General features: G+C 71.9%; 20 protein-coding genes. 12 read left to right on the top strand and 8 right to left on the bottom strand.

The features are described from left to right. Window positions 1-46 precede the first annotated feature (46 nt). Window positions 47-1,813, top strand: coding sequence for a 3-hydroxybutyryl-CoA dehydrogenase (locus tag AB0B33_RS01700; RefSeq protein WP_360765512.1), 1,767 nt, complete (start codon window positions 47-49; stop codon window positions 1,811-1,813). Here the strand turns inward: AB0B33_RS01700 and AB0B33_RS01705 are convergent, their stop codons facing one another. From AB0B33_RS01705 to AB0B33_RS01715, 3 genes are all read right to left on the bottom strand, one after another. After that, a complete protein-coding gene (locus tag AB0B33_RS01705) occupies window positions 1,814-1,921 on the bottom strand; it encodes a TrmO family methyltransferase (protein ID WP_360765515.1) in 108 nt (35 codons plus the stop codon). Between the two features lie 297 nt (window positions 1,922-2,218). Beyond that, window positions 2,219-2,644: a nucleoside deaminase gene (locus tag AB0B33_RS01710; protein ID WP_360765518.1), complete on the bottom strand. Its 426-nt coding sequence runs from the start codon at window positions 2,642-2,644 to the stop codon at window positions 2,219-2,221. After that, the gene (locus AB0B33_RS01715; RefSeq protein ID WP_360765521.1) at window positions 2,641-3,480 is read right to left on the bottom strand and encodes an LLM class flavin-dependent oxidoreductase; all 840 of its coding nucleotides are present in this window, start codon (window positions 3,478-3,480) and stop codon (window positions 2,641-2,643) included. Before AB0B33_RS01715 ends, AB0B33_RS01710 begins: the two co-directional genes overlap by 4 nt. A gap of 93 nt (window positions 3,481-3,573) precedes the next feature. Between AB0B33_RS01715 and AB0B33_RS01720 the strand changes: the two genes are divergently transcribed. Then, entirely contained in the window at window positions 3,574-4,038 is a 465-nt protein-coding gene (locus AB0B33_RS01720) for an Lrp/AsnC family transcriptional regulator (protein WP_247019209.1), read from the top strand. Beyond that, on the top strand, window positions 4,022-4,546 hold the full coding sequence (locus AB0B33_RS01725) for an adenylate kinase (RefSeq protein WP_360765523.1): 525 nt from the start codon (window positions 4,022-4,024) through the stop codon (window positions 4,544-4,546). Before AB0B33_RS01720 ends, AB0B33_RS01725 begins: the two co-directional genes overlap by 17 nt. 2 nt (window positions 4,547-4,548) lie before the next feature. Here the strand turns inward: AB0B33_RS01725 and AB0B33_RS01730 are convergent, their stop codons facing one another. After that, window positions 4,549-5,025: an Lrp/AsnC family transcriptional regulator gene (locus tag AB0B33_RS01730; protein WP_247019213.1), complete on the bottom strand. Its 477-nt coding sequence runs from the start codon at window positions 5,023-5,025 to the stop codon at window positions 4,549-4,551. A 58-nt stretch (window positions 5,026-5,083) separates the two neighbouring features. On the opposite strand from AB0B33_RS01730, the gene AB0B33_RS01735 reads away from it, so the two are divergent. Further along, window positions 5,084-6,202: a PLP-dependent transferase gene (locus tag AB0B33_RS01735; protein ID WP_360765527.1), complete on the top strand. Its 1,119-nt coding sequence runs from the start codon at window positions 5,084-5,086 to the stop codon at window positions 6,200-6,202. Here AB0B33_RS01735 and AB0B33_RS01740 read toward each other — a convergent pair. After that, window positions 6,199-6,411, bottom strand: a complete 213-nt coding sequence (locus AB0B33_RS01740; RefSeq protein ID WP_360765530.1) for a zinc ribbon domain-containing protein — start codon at window positions 6,409-6,411, stop codon at window positions 6,199-6,201. The two genes, AB0B33_RS01735 and AB0B33_RS01740, sit on opposite strands and share 4 nt — an antisense overlap. Before the next feature lie 471 nt (window positions 6,412-6,882). Here AB0B33_RS01740 and AB0B33_RS01745 point away from each other — a divergent pair, with 471 nt between their 5' ends. The 3 genes from AB0B33_RS01745 to AB0B33_RS01755 all read left to right on the top strand — a co-directional run bounded on the left by AB0B33_RS01745 (window position 6,883) and on the right by AB0B33_RS01755 (window position 9,797). After that, window positions 6,883-8,007 carry a nucleotide pyrophosphatase/phosphodiesterase family protein gene (locus AB0B33_RS01745; RefSeq protein ID WP_360765533.1) on the top strand — a complete coding sequence of 375 codons (1,125 nt, stop codon included), beginning with the start codon at window positions 6,883-6,885 and terminating at the stop codon, window positions 8,005-8,007. A 95-nt stretch (window positions 8,008-8,102) separates the two neighbouring features. Continuing rightward, the gene (locus tag AB0B33_RS01750) at window positions 8,103-9,203 is read left to right on the top strand and encodes an NAD/NADP octopine/nopaline dehydrogenase family protein (RefSeq protein WP_360765536.1); all 1,101 of its coding nucleotides are present in this window, start codon (window positions 8,103-8,105) and stop codon (window positions 9,201-9,203) included. 285 nt (window positions 9,204-9,488) lie between these two features. Further along, entirely contained in the window at window positions 9,489-9,797 is a 309-nt protein-coding gene (locus tag AB0B33_RS01755; protein ID WP_360765538.1) for a hypothetical protein, read from the top strand. A 36-nt stretch (window positions 9,798-9,833) separates the two neighbouring features. Here AB0B33_RS01755 and AB0B33_RS01760 read toward each other — a convergent pair whose 3' ends face one another. Then, entirely contained in the window at window positions 9,834-10,373 is a 540-nt protein-coding gene (locus tag AB0B33_RS01760) for a GNAT family N-acetyltransferase (protein WP_360765540.1), read from the bottom strand. Here AB0B33_RS01760 and AB0B33_RS01765 point away from each other — a divergent pair. Beyond that, window positions 10,372-11,145, top strand: a complete 774-nt coding sequence (locus AB0B33_RS01765; RefSeq protein ID WP_360765542.1) for an alpha/beta hydrolase — start codon at window positions 10,372-10,374, stop codon at window positions 11,143-11,145. The genes AB0B33_RS01760 and AB0B33_RS01765 overlap by 2 nt on opposite strands. On the opposite strand, the gene AB0B33_RS01770 is transcribed toward AB0B33_RS01765, so the two are convergent. Continuing rightward, a complete protein-coding gene (locus tag AB0B33_RS01770) occupies window positions 11,133-11,963 on the bottom strand; it encodes a phosphotransferase (protein ID WP_360765545.1) in 831 nt (276 codons plus the stop codon). The genes AB0B33_RS01765 and AB0B33_RS01770 overlap by 13 nt on opposite strands. Before the next feature lie 135 nt (window positions 11,964-12,098). Here AB0B33_RS01770 and ctaD point away from each other — a divergent pair, with 135 nt between their 5' ends. From ctaD to AB0B33_RS01790, 4 genes are all read left to right on the top strand, one after another. Beyond that, window positions 12,099-13,886: a cytochrome c oxidase subunit I gene (gene ctaD / locus AB0B33_RS01775; protein ID WP_247019225.1), complete on the top strand. Its 1,788-nt coding sequence runs from the start codon at window positions 12,099-12,101 to the stop codon at window positions 13,884-13,886. A 116-nt stretch (window positions 13,887-14,002) separates the two neighbouring features. Continuing rightward, entirely contained in the window at window positions 14,003-15,232 is a 1,230-nt protein-coding gene (serB, locus tag AB0B33_RS01780) for a phosphoserine phosphatase SerB (RefSeq protein ID WP_360765548.1), read from the top strand. Beyond that, window positions 15,229-16,008, top strand: coding sequence for a peptidyl-tRNA hydrolase (locus AB0B33_RS01785; protein ID WP_360765551.1), 780 nt, complete (start codon window positions 15,229-15,231; stop codon window positions 16,006-16,008). The genes serB and AB0B33_RS01785 overlap by 4 nt, the downstream gene beginning before the upstream one ends. 16 nt (window positions 16,009-16,024) lie before the next feature. Continuing rightward, the gene (locus AB0B33_RS01790; RefSeq protein WP_360765554.1) at window positions 16,025-16,426 is read left to right on the top strand and encodes an OsmC family protein; all 402 of its coding nucleotides are present in this window, start codon (window positions 16,025-16,027) and stop codon (window positions 16,424-16,426) included. A 3-nt stretch (window positions 16,427-16,429) separates the two neighbouring features. Here AB0B33_RS01790 and AB0B33_RS01795 read toward each other — a convergent pair whose 3' ends face one another. Beyond that, window positions 16,430-17,596, bottom strand: coding sequence for a CHAP domain-containing protein (locus AB0B33_RS01795; protein ID WP_360765556.1), 1,167 nt, complete (start codon window positions 17,594-17,596; stop codon window positions 16,430-16,432). Between the last annotated feature and the right edge of the window lie 47 nt (window positions 17,597-17,643).

Consider the following 17,643-nt stretch of genomic DNA (forward strand, 5'->3'; position numbering starts at 1 on the left):
GCAGTATCGGGGCAATTACCAGCGAGTAACATCTCTGGAGGCCTCGATGACGCGGGACATTTCGACGGTCGGAGTGATCGGCCTGGGCACGATGGGGGCCGGGATCGCCGAAGTGCTCGCGCGCAGCGGGCTCGACGTCGTCACGGTCGAGCTCGACGAAGCGGGGGTCGCGCGAGGTCGCGGGCACCTGCGGCACTCGACCGAACGGGCGCTCTCCGGCGGCAAGCTGGATTCTGCCGGTCGTGACGCGCTCTTGGGACGGATCCGTTACGGCACTTCGCTTTCCGATCTGTCCGATGTGGACCTCGTGATCGAGGCGATCCCGGAGAGCCTCGAACTGAAGGCCGACGTCTTCACCGAGCTCGACAAGATCACCCGGCCCGAAGTCGTGTTCGCGTCCAACACGTCTTCGCTGTCGATCACCGAGATCGGCGTGCACACCACGCGTCCCGGCAAGGTCGTCGGCATGCACTTCTTCAACCCGGCGCCGGTGCAGAAGCTCGTCGAGATCGTGAAGACGGTGGTGACCGAGCCGGAGGTGGTCACCGAGGTGGTCGAGTTCGCCGAGCGGCTCGGCAAGGTGCCGGTGGTGATCGGCGACCGGGCCGGGTTCATCGCGAACGCGCTGCTGTTCGGCTACCTCAACCACGCGGTGCGGATGTACGAGCAGCGCTACGCCACGCGCGAAGACCTCGACGCCGCGATGCGCTTCGGCTGCGGCTACCCGATGGGCCCGCTCGCGCTGCTCGACCTGATCGGGCTGGACACCGCGAACGAAATCCTCGACACGATGTACCACCAGTCCCGCAACCGCCTGCACGCCCCGGCGCCGCTGCTGAAGCAGATGATCACGGCCGGCCTGCTCGGCCGCAAGACCGGCCGCGGCTTCTACACCTACGACGCCCCGGACTCGCCGAACGTGGTCGCTGCCGATGTCGCGTCCACTGTGGACTCGGTGCCGCCGAGGCCGGTCACGCGGGTCGGCGTGGTCGGCACCGGGACGATGGCCACCGGCATCGCGGAGGTGTTCGCCAAGCGCGGCCTCGACGTCGTGCTGCGAGCCCGGAGCCTGGAGAAGGCCGAAGCGTCGGTGGCGAAGGTGAAGAAGTCGCTCGACAAGGCCGTGGTCCGCGGCAAACTGTCCGAAGAGGACGCGGCGGCGGCACTGGCCCGGATCACCCCGGTGACGGACTTCGAGGCACTGGCCGACGTCGACCTGGTCGTCGAGGCGGTGGCCGAGGAACTGTCGGTGAAGCAGGCGGTGTTCGCGGCTTTGGACGAGGTGGTCCGCCCCGGCGCGGTGCTCGCCACGACGACGTCCTCGCTGCCGGTGATCGAGTGCGCGGCGGCGACTTCGCGGCCGTCCGATGTGGTCGGTCTCCACTTCTTCAACCCGGCCCCGGTGATGAAGCTCGTCGAGGTGGTGTCGACGATCGCGACCGCCCCGGACGTGGTGTCGACGGCGAGCGCGGTCTGCGCGGCGGTCGGCAAGCACGCCGTCCACTGCGGCGACCGCGCGGGCTTCATCGTCAACGCGCTGCTGTTCCCGTACCTCAACGACGCGGTGAAGATGCTGGAAGCCCACTACGCGGAGGCGGACGACATCGACACGGCCATGAAGGTCGGCTGCGGCTTGCCGATGGGCCCGTTCGAGCTGCTGGACGTCGTCGGCTTGGACGTCTCGCTGGCGATCCAGCGGACGTTGTACCTCGAGTTCCGCGAGGAGGGCTTCGCCCCGGCGCCGCTGCTGGAGCACCTCGTGACCGCCGGGCGGCTGGGGCGGAAGACCGGAAAGGGCTTCAAGACCTACTGATCAGCGCCCGGCCCCCTCGCGCAGGACCGGCTTGACGTCCAGGATCGGCGTGCCGTCGATGGCTTCCAGCCCGGTCACCGTGAGCGTGCCGCCTTCCGCCGCGGTCACGGTGACCGGGTGCAGGCCGATCGGGTTCGGGCGGTCCGGGGAGCGTCGAGAACACGCCCGTCGTGGGGCGGGCCGGGTCGCCGCGGGGGCGGACCGCCTGGACTTCGCGGTCGGCTTCGTGCAGCCAGGTGAGGAGGACCAGGCGGTCGCCCGGTTTCAGGTCGGCCGCCGCCGCGTGGAACTCCGGGGTGAAGACCACCCGGGCCGGTGGGGCGCCCTCGTCGCCTTGTTTCGGCGCTGCGCTCCGGTGGGTCAGGGCCGATTCCACGTGGGCCACCGGGCGGACCTCGTAGCCCGTCACGTGTAGTAGCCCTCGACCGGCACGCGGGCCTCGTCGAACAGGGCGGGGCCGTCGAGTTCGTAGCCCCACTCGACCGGCGGGCGGAGGGTGAGGAACTGCTCGGTCGAGAGCGCGTACACGACGCGGCCCAGCCCGGACCGCTCGATCGCGCCGGTGCACATCCCGCACGGCTGGGTGCTGGTGTACATCGTCGTCGCCGCGGCGGTTTCCGGGTCCAGGTTCTGAGCGGCCCAGCGCGCCAGCTTCAGCTCCGGGTGCGACGTGATGTCGTTGTCGGTGATCGACGTGTTGCGGTCTTCGGCGATCACCTTGCCGTCGGCGTCGGCCAGCAGCGAGCCGAACGGCGGGTTGCCGTGCTCCTCGCGCGCTTCGCGGGCCAGCTCGATCGCCCGCCGCAGCAGGGTTTCTTCGGTTTCCTTCACCGGTTCTCCTTCCAGGACGCGGCGATCGCCGCGAGGTCACGCCACGCCACCTCCGGGTGGAGGGTTTCGGCCGGGTCCGTGTCGAACGGGTCGAGCACGACGGTCTCCGCGCCCAGCTCGCGCAGCTGCGTCAGGTCGTCGAGGACCTGTTCGAGGGTGCCTTCGCCGGCGCGCCGGCCCGGCCCGGTCACCGGTGCCCCGGTCAGCCGCAGGAGGATCCGCGGCGCGAAGGCAGGTACCGGCCGGTCACCGGCCAGCTTTTCCAGCCGTGCCAAGCCTTCCCGGAAGCCGGCCATCGTCAGCCGCAGCGGGTGCCACGCGTCGCCGAGCTCGATCGCGCGGCGCAGTCCGGCGTCGCTGTGGCCGCCCAGCCAGAGCGGGATCGGGCCCGCGCGGTAGTCGTCGTGGTCGGCCCAGGCCGCGCGGATCGTCCGGAGGTACTCGGTGGTGAGCTTCCCGCGTTGCCCGAACGGCACGCCCAGCGCGTCGAACTCCTGCTTCGCCCAGCCGATGCCGGCGCCGAGCACCAGCCGGCCGCCGCTCAGCGCGTCGAGGTTCGCCGCCATCCGGGCCACCAGCAGGGGGTGCCGGTACGGCACGACCAGCACGGTGGTCCCGAGCCGCACCCGCTCGGTGACCCCGGCCAGCCACGACAGCGTCGTGAACGGCTCGTAGAACGGCGCCGGGTACTGCCCGGCGACGTCCGGCGTGATGGCGACGTGGTCGGACACCATGAGCAGGTCGTAGCCGAGGCCTTCCACCGTCCGCGCCCACGCGCGCAGCACGCCCGGATCCGTGCCGGGACCGAAGTTGGGGACGTTCACGCCGATCTTCACCGGAAAAGGCTATCGGCGACGCGGCCCTGGCAGGAAGGGAACAATCACGGCGTTGGCCGGCTCGGGCCGTGGATCTCGCGGTACATTCGACGAATGACCGAGAGTCTCGATCAGACGGACTGGGCGATCCTCGTCGAGCTCCAGCGCGACGCCCGGCTGCCGCTCACCGAGCTGGGCCGCCGGGTCAACCTCAGCGCGTCCGCGACGACCGAACGGCTCCGCCGGCTCGAAGCCACCGGCGTGATCACCGGTTACCGCGCGCAGATCGACCTCGGCAAGGTCGGCTACGCGGTGCTCGCCGTCGTCCGGCTGAAGTACCCCGGCAGCCGGCACGAGGCCCTGCACAAGCTGCTCGCCGACCGCCTCGAGATCCTCGAATGCCTGCGCACCACCGGCGACGACTGCTACACGCTCAAGATCGCCGCCGCCTCGATGGCCCACCTCGAGCACACGATGGACGAGCTCGCCCAGTTCGGCAGCACCACCACGAACGTCGTGTACAGCCAGACCCTGCCCTACCGCGGTCCGCAGGAGCCCGCCCGTGACCCCGGTGCCTGAGCGCATCGTCGTCTACGGCGTGACCGGCTCGGGCAAGTCGACGCTCGCCGCCCGCATCGCCGAACGGACCGGCCTGCCCTACGTTTCGGCGGACGACCTGAGCTGGCAGCCGGGCTGGGTACCGGTGCCCGACGAGGAGCAGCGCCGCCGGATCGCCGAGGTCTGCGCGGGGGAGCGGTGGGTCCTCGACGCCGCGTACGGGAAGTGGCGGGACGTCGTGCTGGCGCGCACCCAGCTCGTGGTGGGGCTCGACTACCCGCGCTGGCTGTCGCTGGGCCGGTTGGTGCGCCGGACGGTGCTGCGCTCGGTGACCCGCGAGCGGATCTGCAACGGCAACGTCGAGTCGGTCCGCCAGGTGTTCTCGGCGGACTCGATCATCCGCTGGCACTTCACGTCGTTCGCGACGAAGCGCGCGCGGATCCGGGCGTGGGCCGCCGAGTCGCCGGGCCCGGTCGTCGTCCGGCACACCTCCCCGCGCGAGACCCGCCGCTGGCTCGAGAACCTCTGACGTCAGGCGCCGGGAGGTAGCAGCGGGCCGCCGCTCCAGTGCTGGAACACCAGGTTCGTGTGGACGCGGGCCACCTCGTCCCGCGCGGTCAGCTCGTCGAGCACCAGGCGTTGCAGCTCGCCGGCCGAGCTGGTGGCCACGTGGGCGAGGAAGTCGTCCGGGCCGGTCAGGTGGTAGACCGCGCGGACCTCCGGCAGGGACAGCAGGTGCTCGATGAACGGGTCGACCAGCGGGCGCCGGTGGGGGCGGACCTGGACGAACAGGAAGGCTTCCAGCGGACGGCCCAGCTTGGCCGCGTCGACCGAGGCGTGCTGGCCGGTGATCACGCCCGTGTCGCGCAGCCGGGCCACGCGGTCGAGGCACGTCGACGGGGCGATCCCGACGGCGGCCGCCAGGTCCTTGTTCGTGATCCGGGCATCGTTCTGGACGAGACGCAAAATCTCGAGGTCCACCGGACTCAGTTCGACAGAATCGGACATCGGCGAATCATATCCGAGGCTGTTGCCTTGGATCCGGGGAAAGATCGAGCATGCTGCCATGACTTCCTCGCTGCGAACCCGCGCTGTGCACGCCGGCCGTGACGATCTCACGGACCTCGGTGTGCACGCCGCTCCGCTCGACCTGTCCACGACCTACCCGTCCCGCGACAGCGCCGCCGAAGCCGCCCGGATCGACGACTTCGCCGCCGGCGGCGAGCTCGACGGCCCGCCGATCTACGGCCGGGTGGGCAACCCGACGGTGGAGAGGTTCGAGCGGGCCCTCGCCGAACTCGAGGGCTTCGACCACGGCGTGGCGTTCGCCAGCGGGATGGCCGCGGTCTCGGCCTGCCTGCTTTCCGCGGTGGCGCAGGGGAAGCGGCACGTCGTCGCCGTGCGTCCGCTGTACGGCTGCAGCGACCACCTGCTCGAGTCCGGGCTGCTCGGCACGGAGGTGACGTGGGCCGCGCCCGACGCTGTCGCGGCCGCGCTCCGGCCGGACACCGGGCTGGTGTTCGTCGAGACGCCCGCGAACCCGACGCTGGCCGAGGTCGACCTCGCCTCGCTGGCGGCCGCCTGCGGGGACGTGCCTCTTTTGGTGGACAACACTTTCGCGACCCCGGTGCTCCAGCGCCCGGGCCACCACGGCGCGCGGATCGTGCTGCACAGCGCGACGAAGTTCCTCGGCGGCCACGGCGACGTGATGGGCGGGATCGTCGCGTGTGACGCTTCGGAAGCCGCCCGGCTGCGGCAGATCCGCTTCGCCACCGGCGGTGTGCTGCACCCGCTGGCCGGATACCTGTTGCTACGCGGGCTTTCCACGCTGCCGCTGCGCGTCAACGCGGCGTCGGCCACCGCGGCGACGCTGGCCGCACGGCTCGGCGAGCACCCGGCCGTGACGGCCGTCCACTACCCGCGGATCGGCGGGCCGCTGGTGGCGTTCGAGGTCGACGGGGACCCGCACGCCCTGATCGGAGCGGTCCGGCTGATCACGCCGGCGGTGAGTCTCGGCAGCGTCGACACGCTGATCCAGCACCCCGGCTCGATCAGCCACCGGATCGTCGAGGAGGGCGACCGCCACGGCGCCGGGGTGTCGGACCAGCTGATCCGGATGTCCGTCGGGCTGGAGGACGTCGAGGATCTGTGGGCCGACTTGGAGCAGGCGCTGAAGGCGGTCTAGCCGCAGCAGCCGCCACCGCAGCAGCCCCCACCACCGCCGGCCGGGGCCGCGGGACCACTCGCGGCTCCGGTGAGGGCGACGGTGGTGAGCAGCTTGACGGTGTCGGAGTGCCCCTCCGGGCAGGACGCCGGCGCACCGGATTCGCTCATCGGGCGCAGGAGCTCGAAGGTCTCGGTGCACTCGCGGCAGCGGTAGGCGTAGGTCGGCATGGAGCGATTATCGCCGGAGTGCCCGCGGGAAGGGAAGCTGGGCGCCGGAGGGGTTCGGACCGCGCAGTAGAGAGGGAGCCGTGCGCTTGAGCGGGACCGGGCCGCGCGGGTGGCTGGGGAACTGGCGCTGGGGCTCGGACTGCTTGGCGGTTGGAGTTGGGCCCTGAGTAGGAGCGGACCGCGCGGGGCGGGCGGTTGAGGCGCTGGTGTGGGGCCGGACCGTGCGGCGGTCGAGATGCTGCGCGCGCAGGGGGCTGGGACCGTGCGGCGAAGGGGAAGGTGGGCGTTCCGGCGGGTCTGGGACCGCGTGGCAGAGGGGAAGCTGGGCGTTCCGGCGGCACTCAGACTGCGCGGCGGTTGGAGCTGCGCGTGAGAGTGGGACCGGGCCGCTTGGTGGGTGGGGAGCTGGGCGTCGGCCAGGGATTTGGCGCTCGGGCCGCCGGGAGTGGCCGGCGGTGGGAAGCTGGGCGCGTGCAGCCGCCTTCGCTTGCCGATGTTCCTCATCTCGGCCAGGTCGTTCCGTCCCTGCTTGCCGCGCTCGGGGTGCCTGGGTGCGGGAACACCCTTGCCCTGCCGGAGGCGCGTAGTGCCGGGGTGCTGCTCGTCGATGGGCTCGGCTGGGAGCTGCTCGCCGAGCACGCCGCCGATGCCCCCGTGCTGACCGAGCTCGCTCGCGAGTCGCTGCGGGTGGGGTTTCCGTCGACCACCGCCGCTGGGGTGGCTGCGATCGGTACCGGGCTCGCGTCGGGTGAGCACGGGATGGTCGGCTACACCTTCGAAATGCCCGGCGTGGGCGTGCTCAACGCGTTGCGCTGGTGCAGCCACGAGGACGGCAGTGACCTGCGCGGCGCCCTCCCGCCGCGCGATGTCCAGCCGTTGCCGACGACGTTCGAGCGGGCCGCCGCGGCCGGGATCGATGCCGCGGTGGTGTCCGCCGGGAAGTTCGCCGACACCGCGCTGACCCGGGCCACCCAGAGCGGGGCGCGCTACGCCGGGGTGCACGCGCTGGGCGACCTCGCCGCGCGGACGTTGTCCGTGCTCGACGGGCGCGCGTTCTGCTACTCCTACCACAGCGAACTCGACCTGCTCGGCCACGTCTACGGACCCGGCTCGGCCGCCTGGCGGATGCAGCTGCGGCAGGTCGACCGGCTCGTCGAGTCCATTGTGGACGATCTGCCGGCCGGTGCGCTGCTCGCCGTCGTGGCCGACCACGGGATGGTGACCGTCGACGACAAGCTCGACCTCGAGGACGAGCCGGAGCTGCTGGAAGGCGTCCGGACGTTCGGGGGCGAGGTGCGGGCCCGGCACGTCTACACCGAGCCGGGCGCGGCCGCGGACGTCCTCGCCACCTGGCGGGCCGTGCTCGGCGAGCGGGCCTGGGTGCGCTCGCGGGAGGAGGCCGTCGCCGAGGGGTGGTTCGGGCACACTGTCAGCGACCGGGTGCTGCCGCGCATCGGGGACGTCGTCGCCGCGGCCCGGGACCGGTTCGGGATGGTGCGCGGGCTCGCGGAGGCCGTCGAGTCGTCGCTGGTCGGTCAGCACGGGTCGCTGACCACCGCCGAACAGCTGGTCCCGCTCGCGCTCGCCCAGGGCTGACGGATCCCGGTTTCCGGGAACGTGCCCCGGCGGGAACTTTCCCCCGGCGGGTGCCGACCTGTCCACTGCGTACCGGACTGACGGGAGTGGGCGGAATGAGCGTGCTGAACGGGATCGGGGTCGTCGGGGCCGGCGGCGAGGGACGGGCCGTGGCCGCCCACCTCGCCGCGCGGGGGCTGCCCGTGCACCTCTACACGCGGGACCTCGGTGCCGTGGCGGGGATCGCGCGCCGCCGGGAGATCGTCGCGCGTGGTGCGCTGGAGGGCCGGTTCCCGCTGCGGGAGGTGACTTCGGACCCCGCGGGGCTGGGTGGGCGGGCCGTCGTGCTGATCGCCACCGTGACGACCGCCTACCCGGAGGTCGCCGCCCGGCTCGCGCCGCACCTGAGCGCGGGGCAGGTCGTGGTGCTGTTCTCCAGCAAGCTCTGCGGGAGCGTCGAGTTCGCGCACGCGCTCGCCGCCGCCGGGGCACCGGACGTCGATGTCGTCGAGACCGACGCGCTCTTCGCCGCCCGGCCGGCCGGGACCGACGGCGTGACCGTGCTGGGCGCCAAGCAGTGGAACCTCATCTCCGGCAGCACCCCGGCCGCGGTCGGCAGGCGGGCCGGACTGCTGCGCGAGTGGTTCCCGGTGCTGGAGGTCGCGCGCAACCCGGTGGAACGCGGGCTGCACGACTTCGGCGCGGTCGCGCACGTGCCGATCGCGCTCGCCAACCTCGGGACCATCGACCGCGCGGAGGAGCTGCTCTTCTACGTCGACGGCGTCTCGGCGCGCACGATCGCGTTGCTGGAGCGGACCGAGGCCGAGTTCGCGCTGGTCGCCCGGGCTTACGGGGCTCGGCTGATGCCGATGACCGAGGTGCTCGACCGGTACTACGGCTGCCCGGCCACGACGCTGCTGGACGCGCTGCGGACGGTGGAGCCGTACCGGACGATCGCCGCGCCGACCAGCCTCGACCACCGGTTCTTGACCGAGGACATCCGGTCGACTTTGGTGCCGCTGCAGGCGCTCGCGCGGTGCGCCGGGGTGGCGACGCCGGTGGTGGACGCCGCGATCACGATCATGTCGGTGCTCGGCGGGGAGGACTTCCGGCGGACCGGGCGCACCCTGGGGCGGCTCGGGTGGGAGGGGCTCGGCCACGAGGGGATCGTGCGCCGGCTGGGGGATGGGCGCGGGGTGGCGGACCGGGCGGCTTGAGACCTCGCGGGCCGGGCGGTTGCGGCCACGAGGCAGATGCTGGGCCAGGGGCTGTCGGGCCACGGGCTGCCAGGCCAGGGGTGCCGAGGTCGGGTGGGCCGGGCCGACAGGTGCCGGGCCCGCCACCGACCCGGAGCCGTCCGAACCGGTGGCGGTCGGCCGTGGGCTGCCAGGCCAGGGGCGCGAGGTCGGGTGGGCCGGGCCGACAGATGCCGGACTAGGCAGCCCCCGGAGGCGTCCGGACCGGTGGCGGTCGGCCTGAGCGGTGGCCGTTACCGTGGGTTCGTGCCTCGACGCAACCGTCCCGGCCGCCGCTCGGACGGTGGGCCGTCGCCTGAGCGGGAGCTTGGTGCCGCTACCGGGTGGGCTCGGGCCGAGGCCGGGGCGGATGGTGACTGGCTCGTGCGGACCGTGCCCGGGGCGCAGGCCACCAAGTTCTACCGCTGCCCCGGCTGCGACCACGAGATCCGGCCCGGGACGCCGCACCTCGTCGTCTGGCCCGCCGACGAGACCGGGTCCGTCGCCGACCGGCGGCACTGGCACCGGGCCTGCTGGGACGCGCGGGCCCGGCGGCGGCCGACCCGGCGCCGGTGATCCTTCGCTCTGGAGTTGTCAAACAACGAGCCCGGCTCAGAGCCGGTAGTGCCGCGACATCGCGCCGTCGTACATCTCCTCCGTGTACTCCGTGAAGCCGAGGCGCTCGGCCACCCGCAGCGACGGCTTGTTCGCGATGCTCACGCTCGCCAGCACCGGCACGGACGGGAGGTCGCGGGCGCACCACTCGAGGACCGCCTGCCCGGCCTCGACCGCGTACCCCTTCCCCCACGCCGACGGCCGGAAGCGGTAGCCGAGGTTCAGCACCTTCTCGCCGTGGAACTCCCGCAGCCGGACGCCGCACATGCCGATCACCTCGGTGCCGCCGCGTTCGAGGACCGCGGGGTAGCCGAAGCCGTGGTGGGCCCAGTGCGCCAGCCAGTCCGAGAACATCGCCGACGCGCGCGGGACGTCGGGCGGGTCGGGGTGGAACCGGTTGGTGCGGGGATCGGTGTGGATGTCGACCATCGCCTGCCGGTCCGCCTCGTGGAGCGGACGCAGCAGCAGCCGGTCGGTTTCGATGTCGGTGAACACATCGGCGAAGCTAGCCCGGGGGTCCGACAAAATGGCCCGCATGACCGAACTGCCGCTGGTCCTCCTCCACGCCTTTCCCCTGGACGCCCGCATGTGGGACGCGGTGCGCGAGCCCCTCGCTTCACACCTTCGGGTGATTACACCGGACCAGCGCGGGCTCGGCCGCTCGCCGCTGCCGGAGTCCGACCGGGAACCGAGTCTCGAAGACGCCGCCCGGGACGTCGTCGCCCTGCTCGACCGGCTGGACCTGGACCGCGTCGTGCTCGGCGGCTGCTCGATGGGCGGCTACCTCGCGATGGCCGTGCTGCGGCTGGCGCCGGAGCGGGTCGGCGGCCTCGTGCTGATCGACACCAAGGCCACGCCCGACACGCCCGAGGCCGCGCAGAGCAGGCTGGACGTCGCCGAGCGCGTCGACCGGGAAGGCATCAAGCCCTGGCTGGCCGAGGTCAACCTGCCGAACCTGCTGGCGGAACCGACCCGGACGGGACGGCCCGAGCTCGTCGAGACCGTCCGCGCGATCATCGAATCCCAGCCGCCCGCCGGCATCTCGTGGACGGCGCTCGCGCTGCGCACCCGGCCCGACTCCCTCGGGCTGCTGCGGGAAGCGGGCGTTCCGACGCTGGTCGTCGTGGGCGAGGCGGACCCGATCACCCCGGTCGCGGCGGCGAGCGAGATGGCCGAAGCCGCCGGCGGCGCCACGCTCGTGGTGCTCCCGGACGTCGGGCACCTGACGCCGCTCGAAGACCCCGCGGGCGTCGTCGAGGCGATCCTGTCCTGGTACCCGGCGACCCACGAAAAGACTCACGAGAAGTAGGCGGCCAGCGCGGAGCGGGCTTCGGGCAGCCGGTGCGGGAACCGCTTCGCGATGACGTAGCGCCACGCGACGGCGAACAGCTCCCGCAACCGCGTGCACGCGGCGAGGTCCTCGGCGGGCACCGAGCCGGGGTAGGCGGCCAGGTACTCGGGGCCGCCCTGCCGGGCCAATATGGCCAGGTCCCAGGCGAGCGGCCCGTGCCAGGTGTCCTCGAAGTCGAGCCAGCACGGGCCGCCGGGCGTCGCGATCAGGTTGCCGGGGTGCGCGTCGCCGTGCAGCGGGCGGCCGGCGGCGTCCGGCAGCCCGGCTTCGACGCGCGCGGCCTCGGCCGCCAGCCGGGGTGCCGCGCCGTCCATCGCGTCGCCGTGGAGCGCGAGGATGCGTTCGAGGTCGTCGAGCGGGCCGCGGCGGGGCAGTTCGCCCGGGTACCCGCGCAACGCCGAGTGCACTTCCGCGAGGGACCGCGCGACGGTGTCCGGTGCGTACCGGTGGCCCGGATCGTGCGGGGTGTGGTGCCAGAGCGTGACCGGCAGCCCGGCCGCGAAATGGGGTCCGGCCGGGGGATCCGTGGTGGGTGAGACGACGCGCACACCACGGTCCGTGAGGAACCTCGAGACCGCGACGTCGCGGGCCAGCCAGGCCGACGGCTCCGGCCGGGCGAGCGCCGTCGTCGCCGGCACCCTCGCCACGAGCGGACCCAGTCTCACCAGCACGTTCGAGCGCTCGTGGAGCACTTCGGGATCGTGCTCGGGCAGGCCGAGCCGGGTGGTCACGGCCAGTGCCGCGCGGACCGCTCCCCGCGTGTGTTCGTCGGTCACGGCCCGATCTTGCCAGCCGGTGCGCGCGACTGTCGGTAGCGAGGGCTACGATCCCCCTAAGCCGCCGGACCGGGTGTTCCCGGGCCCCGGAGGCCGGACGATGACCACCACAAGGTTTCAGTGTTGGAGGCAGGAGTGACGGCCGTAGCCCCCAAGCCGATCGCGACGCGCCCGTACCCCGCGCGCGAGTCGGTCAAGGGTTCGTACCTGCTGCGGTTGTTCCGCACGACGGACCACAAGCAGATCGGGATCATGTACCTGGTCACGTCGTTCGCCTTCTTCATGGCGGGCGGCGCGATGGCCATGCTGATCCGCACCGAGCTGGCGCGGCCCGGGCAGCAGTTCCTCTCGCAGGAGCAGTACAACCAGCTGTTCACCATGCACGGCACGGTGATGCTGCTGCTGTACGCGACCCCGATCCTCTTCGGCTTCGCGAACTTCGTGCTCCCGCTGCAGATCGGCTCGCCGGACGTCGCGTTCCCGCGGCTGAACGCGTTCTCGTACTGGCTTTACCTCTTCGGCGGCCTGATCGTGCTGTCGGGCTTCCTGACGCCGGGTGGCGCCGCCGACTTCGGCTGGTTCGCCTACACCCCGCTGTCGGACGCGATCCACTCGCCGGGCGTCGGCGCGGACCTGTGGATCTCCGGCCTGGTGGTCTCCGGTCTCGGCACCATCCTCGGCGCGGTCAACATGGTCACCACCGTGGTCTGCCTGCGCGCGCCCGGCATGACGATGTACCGGATGCCGATCTTCACCTGGAACATCCTGGTGACGTCGATCCTGATCCTGCTCGCCTTCCCGATCCTGACCGCGGCCCTGATGGGCCTGCTGGCGGACCGGCACCTCGGGGCGCACGTGTTCGACCCCGAAAACGGCGGCGTGATCCTCTGGCAGCACCTGTTCTGGTTCTTCGGCCATCCTGAGGTCTACATCGTCGCGCTACCGTTCTTCGGGATCGTGTCGGAGATCTTCCCGGTGTTCAGCCGCAAGCCGCTGTTCGGCTACAAGAGCCTGGTCTGGGCGACGCTGGCCATCGCCGCGCTGTCCGTCGCGGTGTGGGCGCACCACATGTACGCCACCGGCGCCGTGCTCCTGCCGTTCTTCTCCTTCATGACGTTCCTGATCGCCGTCCCGACCGGCATCAAGTTCTTCAACTGGATCGGCACGATGTGGAAGGGCCAGCTGTCCTTCGAGACGCCGATGATCTTCTCGATGGGCTTCATCGTCACGTTCCTCTTCGGCGGCCTGACCGGCATCCTGCTGGCCGCGCCGGCGATCGACTTCCACGTGTCGGACAGCTACTTCGTCGTCGCGCACTTCCACTACGTGCTCTACGGCACGATCGTGTTCGCCACGTTCGCCGGCATCTACTTCTGGTTCCCGAAGATCACCGGCCGGATGATGGACGAGAAGCTCGGCAAGTGGCACTTCTGGACCACGTTCATCGGCTTCCACGGCACGTTCCTCGTCCAGCACTGGCTGGGCGCGGAAGGCATGCCGCGGCGGTACGCGGACTACCTGACCAGTGACGGCTTCACGACGCTGAACACGATCTCCACGATCGGCGCGTACATCCTCGGTGCCTCGACGCTGCCGTTCATCTGGAACGTCTTCAAGAGCTACCGGTACGGCGAGATCGTCACGGTGGACGACCCGTGGGGCTACGGCAACTCGCTCGAGTGGGCGACCTCCTGCCCGCCGCCGCGGCACAACTTCACCGAGCTGCCCCGGATCCGTTCCGAGCGGCCGGCGTTCGAGCTGCACTACCCGCACATGATCGAGCGCCTCCACAGCGAGGGCGAGATCGGCTTCTTCGGCAAGCAGAAGGTCAACAGCCACGCGGCGCCGTCGCAGGTGCTCACCGAAGCGGTGATCCCGGGCGACCACTCGAACGACAACGCCAGCGAGCAGGGCGACAAGTAAGTACCTGATCGAGTGAGCGCGTGCCCGGCTTTTGTGAAGCCGGGCACGCGCTCTACTTATGTCCGACCCCGGACCGGCAGACTGACCGTGCAGCGTTGCCGAACGAGGGATGACCAGTGACCCAGACCCCCGTCCTGATCACGACGACCGGCCCCGACAAGCCGGGCGTCTCGTCCGTGCTGTTCGCCGTGCTGACCCGGCACGACGTCGACGTGCTCGACGTCGAGCAGGTCGTCATCCGCGGGCAGCTGGTGCTCGGTGTGCTCGCCGGGGTCTACCGCGACCCGGAGGGCCTGCAGGAGTACGTCGAGCAGGCGATGGCGTCGGTCGGCATGACGGTCGACGTCAAGATCGGGTCGGCGATCGGGGACGACCCGTTCGCGCTCGGCCGCCGCGACTCCACCCACGTGCTGGTCGTGCTGGGCCGTCCGGTCACCGCGCGGGGCTTCTCCGAGGTCGCCCGCCGGCTGGCGTCGCTCGGCGCCAACATCGACGCGATCCGCAGCGTCGCCGACTACCCCGTGACCGGGCTGGAGCTGTACGTCTCGGTCGACCGCGACACCCCCGAAGCCGACACCGCGCTGCGCTCGGAGCTCGCCGATGCCGCCGTCGAGGCGGGCGTCGACATCGCCGTGGAGCGGGCAGGCATCACGCGCCGGGCGAAGCGGCTGGTCGTCTTCGACGTCGACTCGACGCTCATCCAGGGCGAGGTCATCGAGATGCTGGGCGCGCACGCCGGGGTCGAGCCGGAGATCCGCGAGATCACCGAAGCGGCCATGCGCGGCGAACTCAACTTCAGCGAGTCGCTGGAACGGCGGGTCGCGCTGCTGGCGGGCCTGCCGGCGACGGTCATCGACGAGGTCGCCGCGTCGATCGAGCTGACCCCGGGCGCCCGCACCACGATCCGCACGCTCAAGCGGATGGGGTTCAAGACCGGTGTGGTTTCCGGCGGGTTCACGCAGGTCATCGGCGGTCTGGTGGCGGAGCTCGGCCTCGACTTCGCGGCGGCGAACGACCTCGAGATCGTGGACGGCAAGCTCACCGGGAAGGTCGTCGGCGAGGTCGTCGACCGCGCCGGCAAGGCGAAGGTGCTTCGCCGCGTCGCCGGTGAGTACGACATCCCGCTGGAGCAGTGCGTCGCGGTCGGGGACGGCGCCAACGACATCGACATGCTTTCGGCCGCCGGCATGGGCGTCGCGTTCAACGCCAAGCCCGCGTTGCGCGAGGTGGCCGACACCGCGCTGTCGCACCCGTACCTCGATGCCGTGCTGTTCGTCCTGGGGCTGACCCGCGGCGAGGTCGAAGCGGCCGACGCCGCCGACGGGCTCGAGCTGATGCGTCCGTGAGCAGCGTTCTCGACCCGCTGGGCGCCCGCTACGCCTTCTGGCTGGGGCTGCCGGCCGAAGACACGTCGGACACCTCCGACGAGCTCCCGGAGGAAGTCCGCGCGATGCCGGTCATCCTGCGCATCGAACGGGCCGAGCCGCCGGGCCGCACGCCGCTGCTGGAGGCCGCGGCGGCGGCCGCGCTGGCCGTGTGCCTGGACGAGCGCGCCGAGCCCGGCGGCGAGTGGGCCGAGCCGATGCACGCGTGGCTCGACAACCGGATCCGGAAGGTCGCGCGGCGGGCGCGGGGCGGGCACTGGGCGGCAGTGCAGGAGCTGCCGGGCGTCACCGTCGAGGTCGACGGCGCCGAGGCGCGGGCCCTCGTCCCCGGTCTCGTCACCGAGACGCCCAAGGAAGTCGCGCGGCTGCAGATCTCGGGCAGCGAACTGCCGCCGGACGAGCCGGGCCCGATCCCGGACGGCGTCCCGCTGCTGCTGCTCAACCCGCACGTGCCGATGACCGTCGGCAAGGCCTCGGCGCAGGTCGGCCACGCGACGATGATCCTCGCCGCGCTGCTGGACGACGCCGCGCTGGCCGGCTGGGCCGCGCGGGGCTACCGGACGGCGGTGCGCACCGCGAGCCCCGTGCAGTGGAAGGAACTGCACCCGGGCGACGACCCGGAAGGCGCGTGGCGGCGCGACCGCGTCATCGCCGTGCGGGACGCCGGGTTCACCGAGGTCGACCCGGGCACGATCACGGTTCTCGCTCAGTGGGCGCCGGAACAAGCGCGTCCCTGAGCCGGTTGGAGCGGGCATGGGACTCGAGGTTCAGCGCGACGGCAAGCACGCGTTCGTGGGGCGCAACGACCGGGGCGCGGAGGTCCGGCTGGGCCGGGCGGGCGCCGAAGGGGCGTTCTCGCCCGCGGAGCTGCTGCAGATCGCGGCGGCGGGCTGCAGTGCGGTGACCGCGGAAGAGCTGATCACGCGGCGGATCGGCGAGGACTCGAAGTTCCGCGTCAGCGTGACCGCCGACCGGCGTGAGGGCGCCTCGGAGCTGGACGCCGTGCACGTCGTGTTCGACGTCGACGTGTCGACATTGGCAGCGGACCAGCGGGAGGCGCTGGCGGGCGCCGTGGACCGCGCGATCGAGCGGCTGTGCACGGTGAGCCGGACGCTGAAGAAGGGGATCCCGGTGACGGAGGAGTTCCCGGTCTGACCGTCAGCCGGCGAGGCTCAGGACCTGCGCGCCCTGGTCGTTCCACCCGCCGGGGCCGATGTCGTCCTTCGTGTAGACGTAGTTGCCGGCGTTGCGCAGGACCAAGCGGCCCTGCTTGGTGACCGCGATCTGGACGGCTTGGGCGCCCTGGTCGATCCAGCCGCCCGCGCCGAGGTGGTCCTTGGCGTAGACGTGGCTGTCCGGGGTGAGGATCACCAGCCGCGCGCCGCCGATGCGCAGCTGTGCGGCGGTGGCCGCCTGGTCGTACCAGCCGCCGGGGCCGCTGATGTCGTCCTTCGCGAACACTTCGCCGTCGGTCCGGATGAAGGCGATGCGGCCCGTCGGGCCCACTTCGACGTCCGTGGCCGTGGCGCAGTCGGTCTGCTGGATCCAGCCGCCGGAGCCGAGGTGGTCCTTGGCGTAGACGGCGCCGCACGGGGTGACGATGGCGATGCGGGTCTGCCCGACGGCCACGTCCGTCGCCTGCGCCGCCTGGTTCAGCCGGCCGCCGGCGCCGAGCGTGTCCTTGGCGTACACCCAGTTGTCCGGCGTGAGGATGGCCAGCCGGCCGGTGAGACCGACGACGACCTTGACGGCCGCCGCTCCTTGGTCGAGCCAGCCGCCGGCGCCGAGATCGTCCTTGGCGTACACCTGGTGATCGGAGTTGAGCAGTGCCTGACGTGGGCCGCCGTCGGACACGGCGATCGCCCGGGCGGCCTGGTCGAGCCAGCCGCCGCTGAGCCCGTCCTTCGCGTAGACCTCGCTGTCGGGGGCCAGGACGGAGACGCGGTTCTGCCCCGCGGACGCGAGGTCCTTGAAGTGGCTGGGCCACTGCGCGTCGCCGGCGGTGATGATCCGCCAGCGGAACGGTCCGGTGGCGTAGTTGTCTTCGGAGATGACCAGGTTGGTGCCGTCCCAGGCCTCCACGTAGGCCACGTGCCCGTCCGGCGAGGCGCCACCCGAACTCGCGTCCCATTGGGCGATCGCGCCGACGGCCGGGGAGCCGTTGACCGGCACTCCGTGCGCGGCGGCGTTCGCGGCCCACTGCCAAGCGTTGCCCAGCGGGTAGGTGGGGTGGGCGCGCCGTTGACGGCCGACAGCACGTAGGCCGCGTAGTTCGTACAGTTGTGGCCGCCGGCGATGCAGGTGGCGTACGAACTGCCGGAACACAGCACCGTCACGCTGGCCGAAGCCGATCCCGCACCGGTGATCGCGGC

It is taken from the genome of Amycolatopsis sp. NPDC049159, from assembly GCF_040648295.1.
GTDB lineage: Bacteria > Actinomycetota > Actinomycetes > Mycobacteriales > Pseudonocardiaceae > Amycolatopsis > Amycolatopsis pretoriensis_A.

Coding starts and splice junctions, on each gene's coding strand:
- AB0B33_RS01700 (WP_360765512.1), top strand. CDS start 47: ATGACGCGGGACATTTCGACGGTCGGAGTGATCGGCCTGGGCACGATG.
- AB0B33_RS01720 (WP_247019209.1), top strand. CDS start 3,574: ATGACCGAGAGTCTCGATCAGACGGACTGGGCGATCCTCGTCGAGCTC.
- AB0B33_RS01730 (WP_247019213.1), bottom strand. CDS start 5,025: ATGTCCGATTCTGTCGAACTGAGTCCGGTGGACCTCGAGATTTTGCGT.
- AB0B33_RS01735 (WP_360765527.1), top strand. CDS start 5,084: ATGACTTCCTCGCTGCGAACCCGCGCTGTGCACGCCGGCCGTGACGAT.
- AB0B33_RS01740 (WP_360765530.1), bottom strand. CDS start 6,411: ATGCCGACCTACGCCTACCGCTGCCGCGAGTGCACCGAGACCTTCGAG.
- AB0B33_RS01750 (WP_360765536.1), top strand. CDS start 8,103: ATGAGCGTGCTGAACGGGATCGGGGTCGTCGGGGCCGGCGGCGAGGGA.
- AB0B33_RS01765 (WP_360765542.1), top strand. CDS start 10,372: ATGACCGAACTGCCGCTGGTCCTCCTCCACGCCTTTCCCCTGGACGCC.
- AB0B33_RS01760 (WP_360765540.1), bottom strand. CDS start 10,373: ATGCGGGCCATTTTGTCGGACCCCCGGGCTAGCTTCGCCGATGTGTTC.
- AB0B33_RS01790 (WP_360765554.1), top strand. CDS start 16,025: ATGGGACTCGAGGTTCAGCGCGACGGCAAGCACGCGTTCGTGGGGCGC.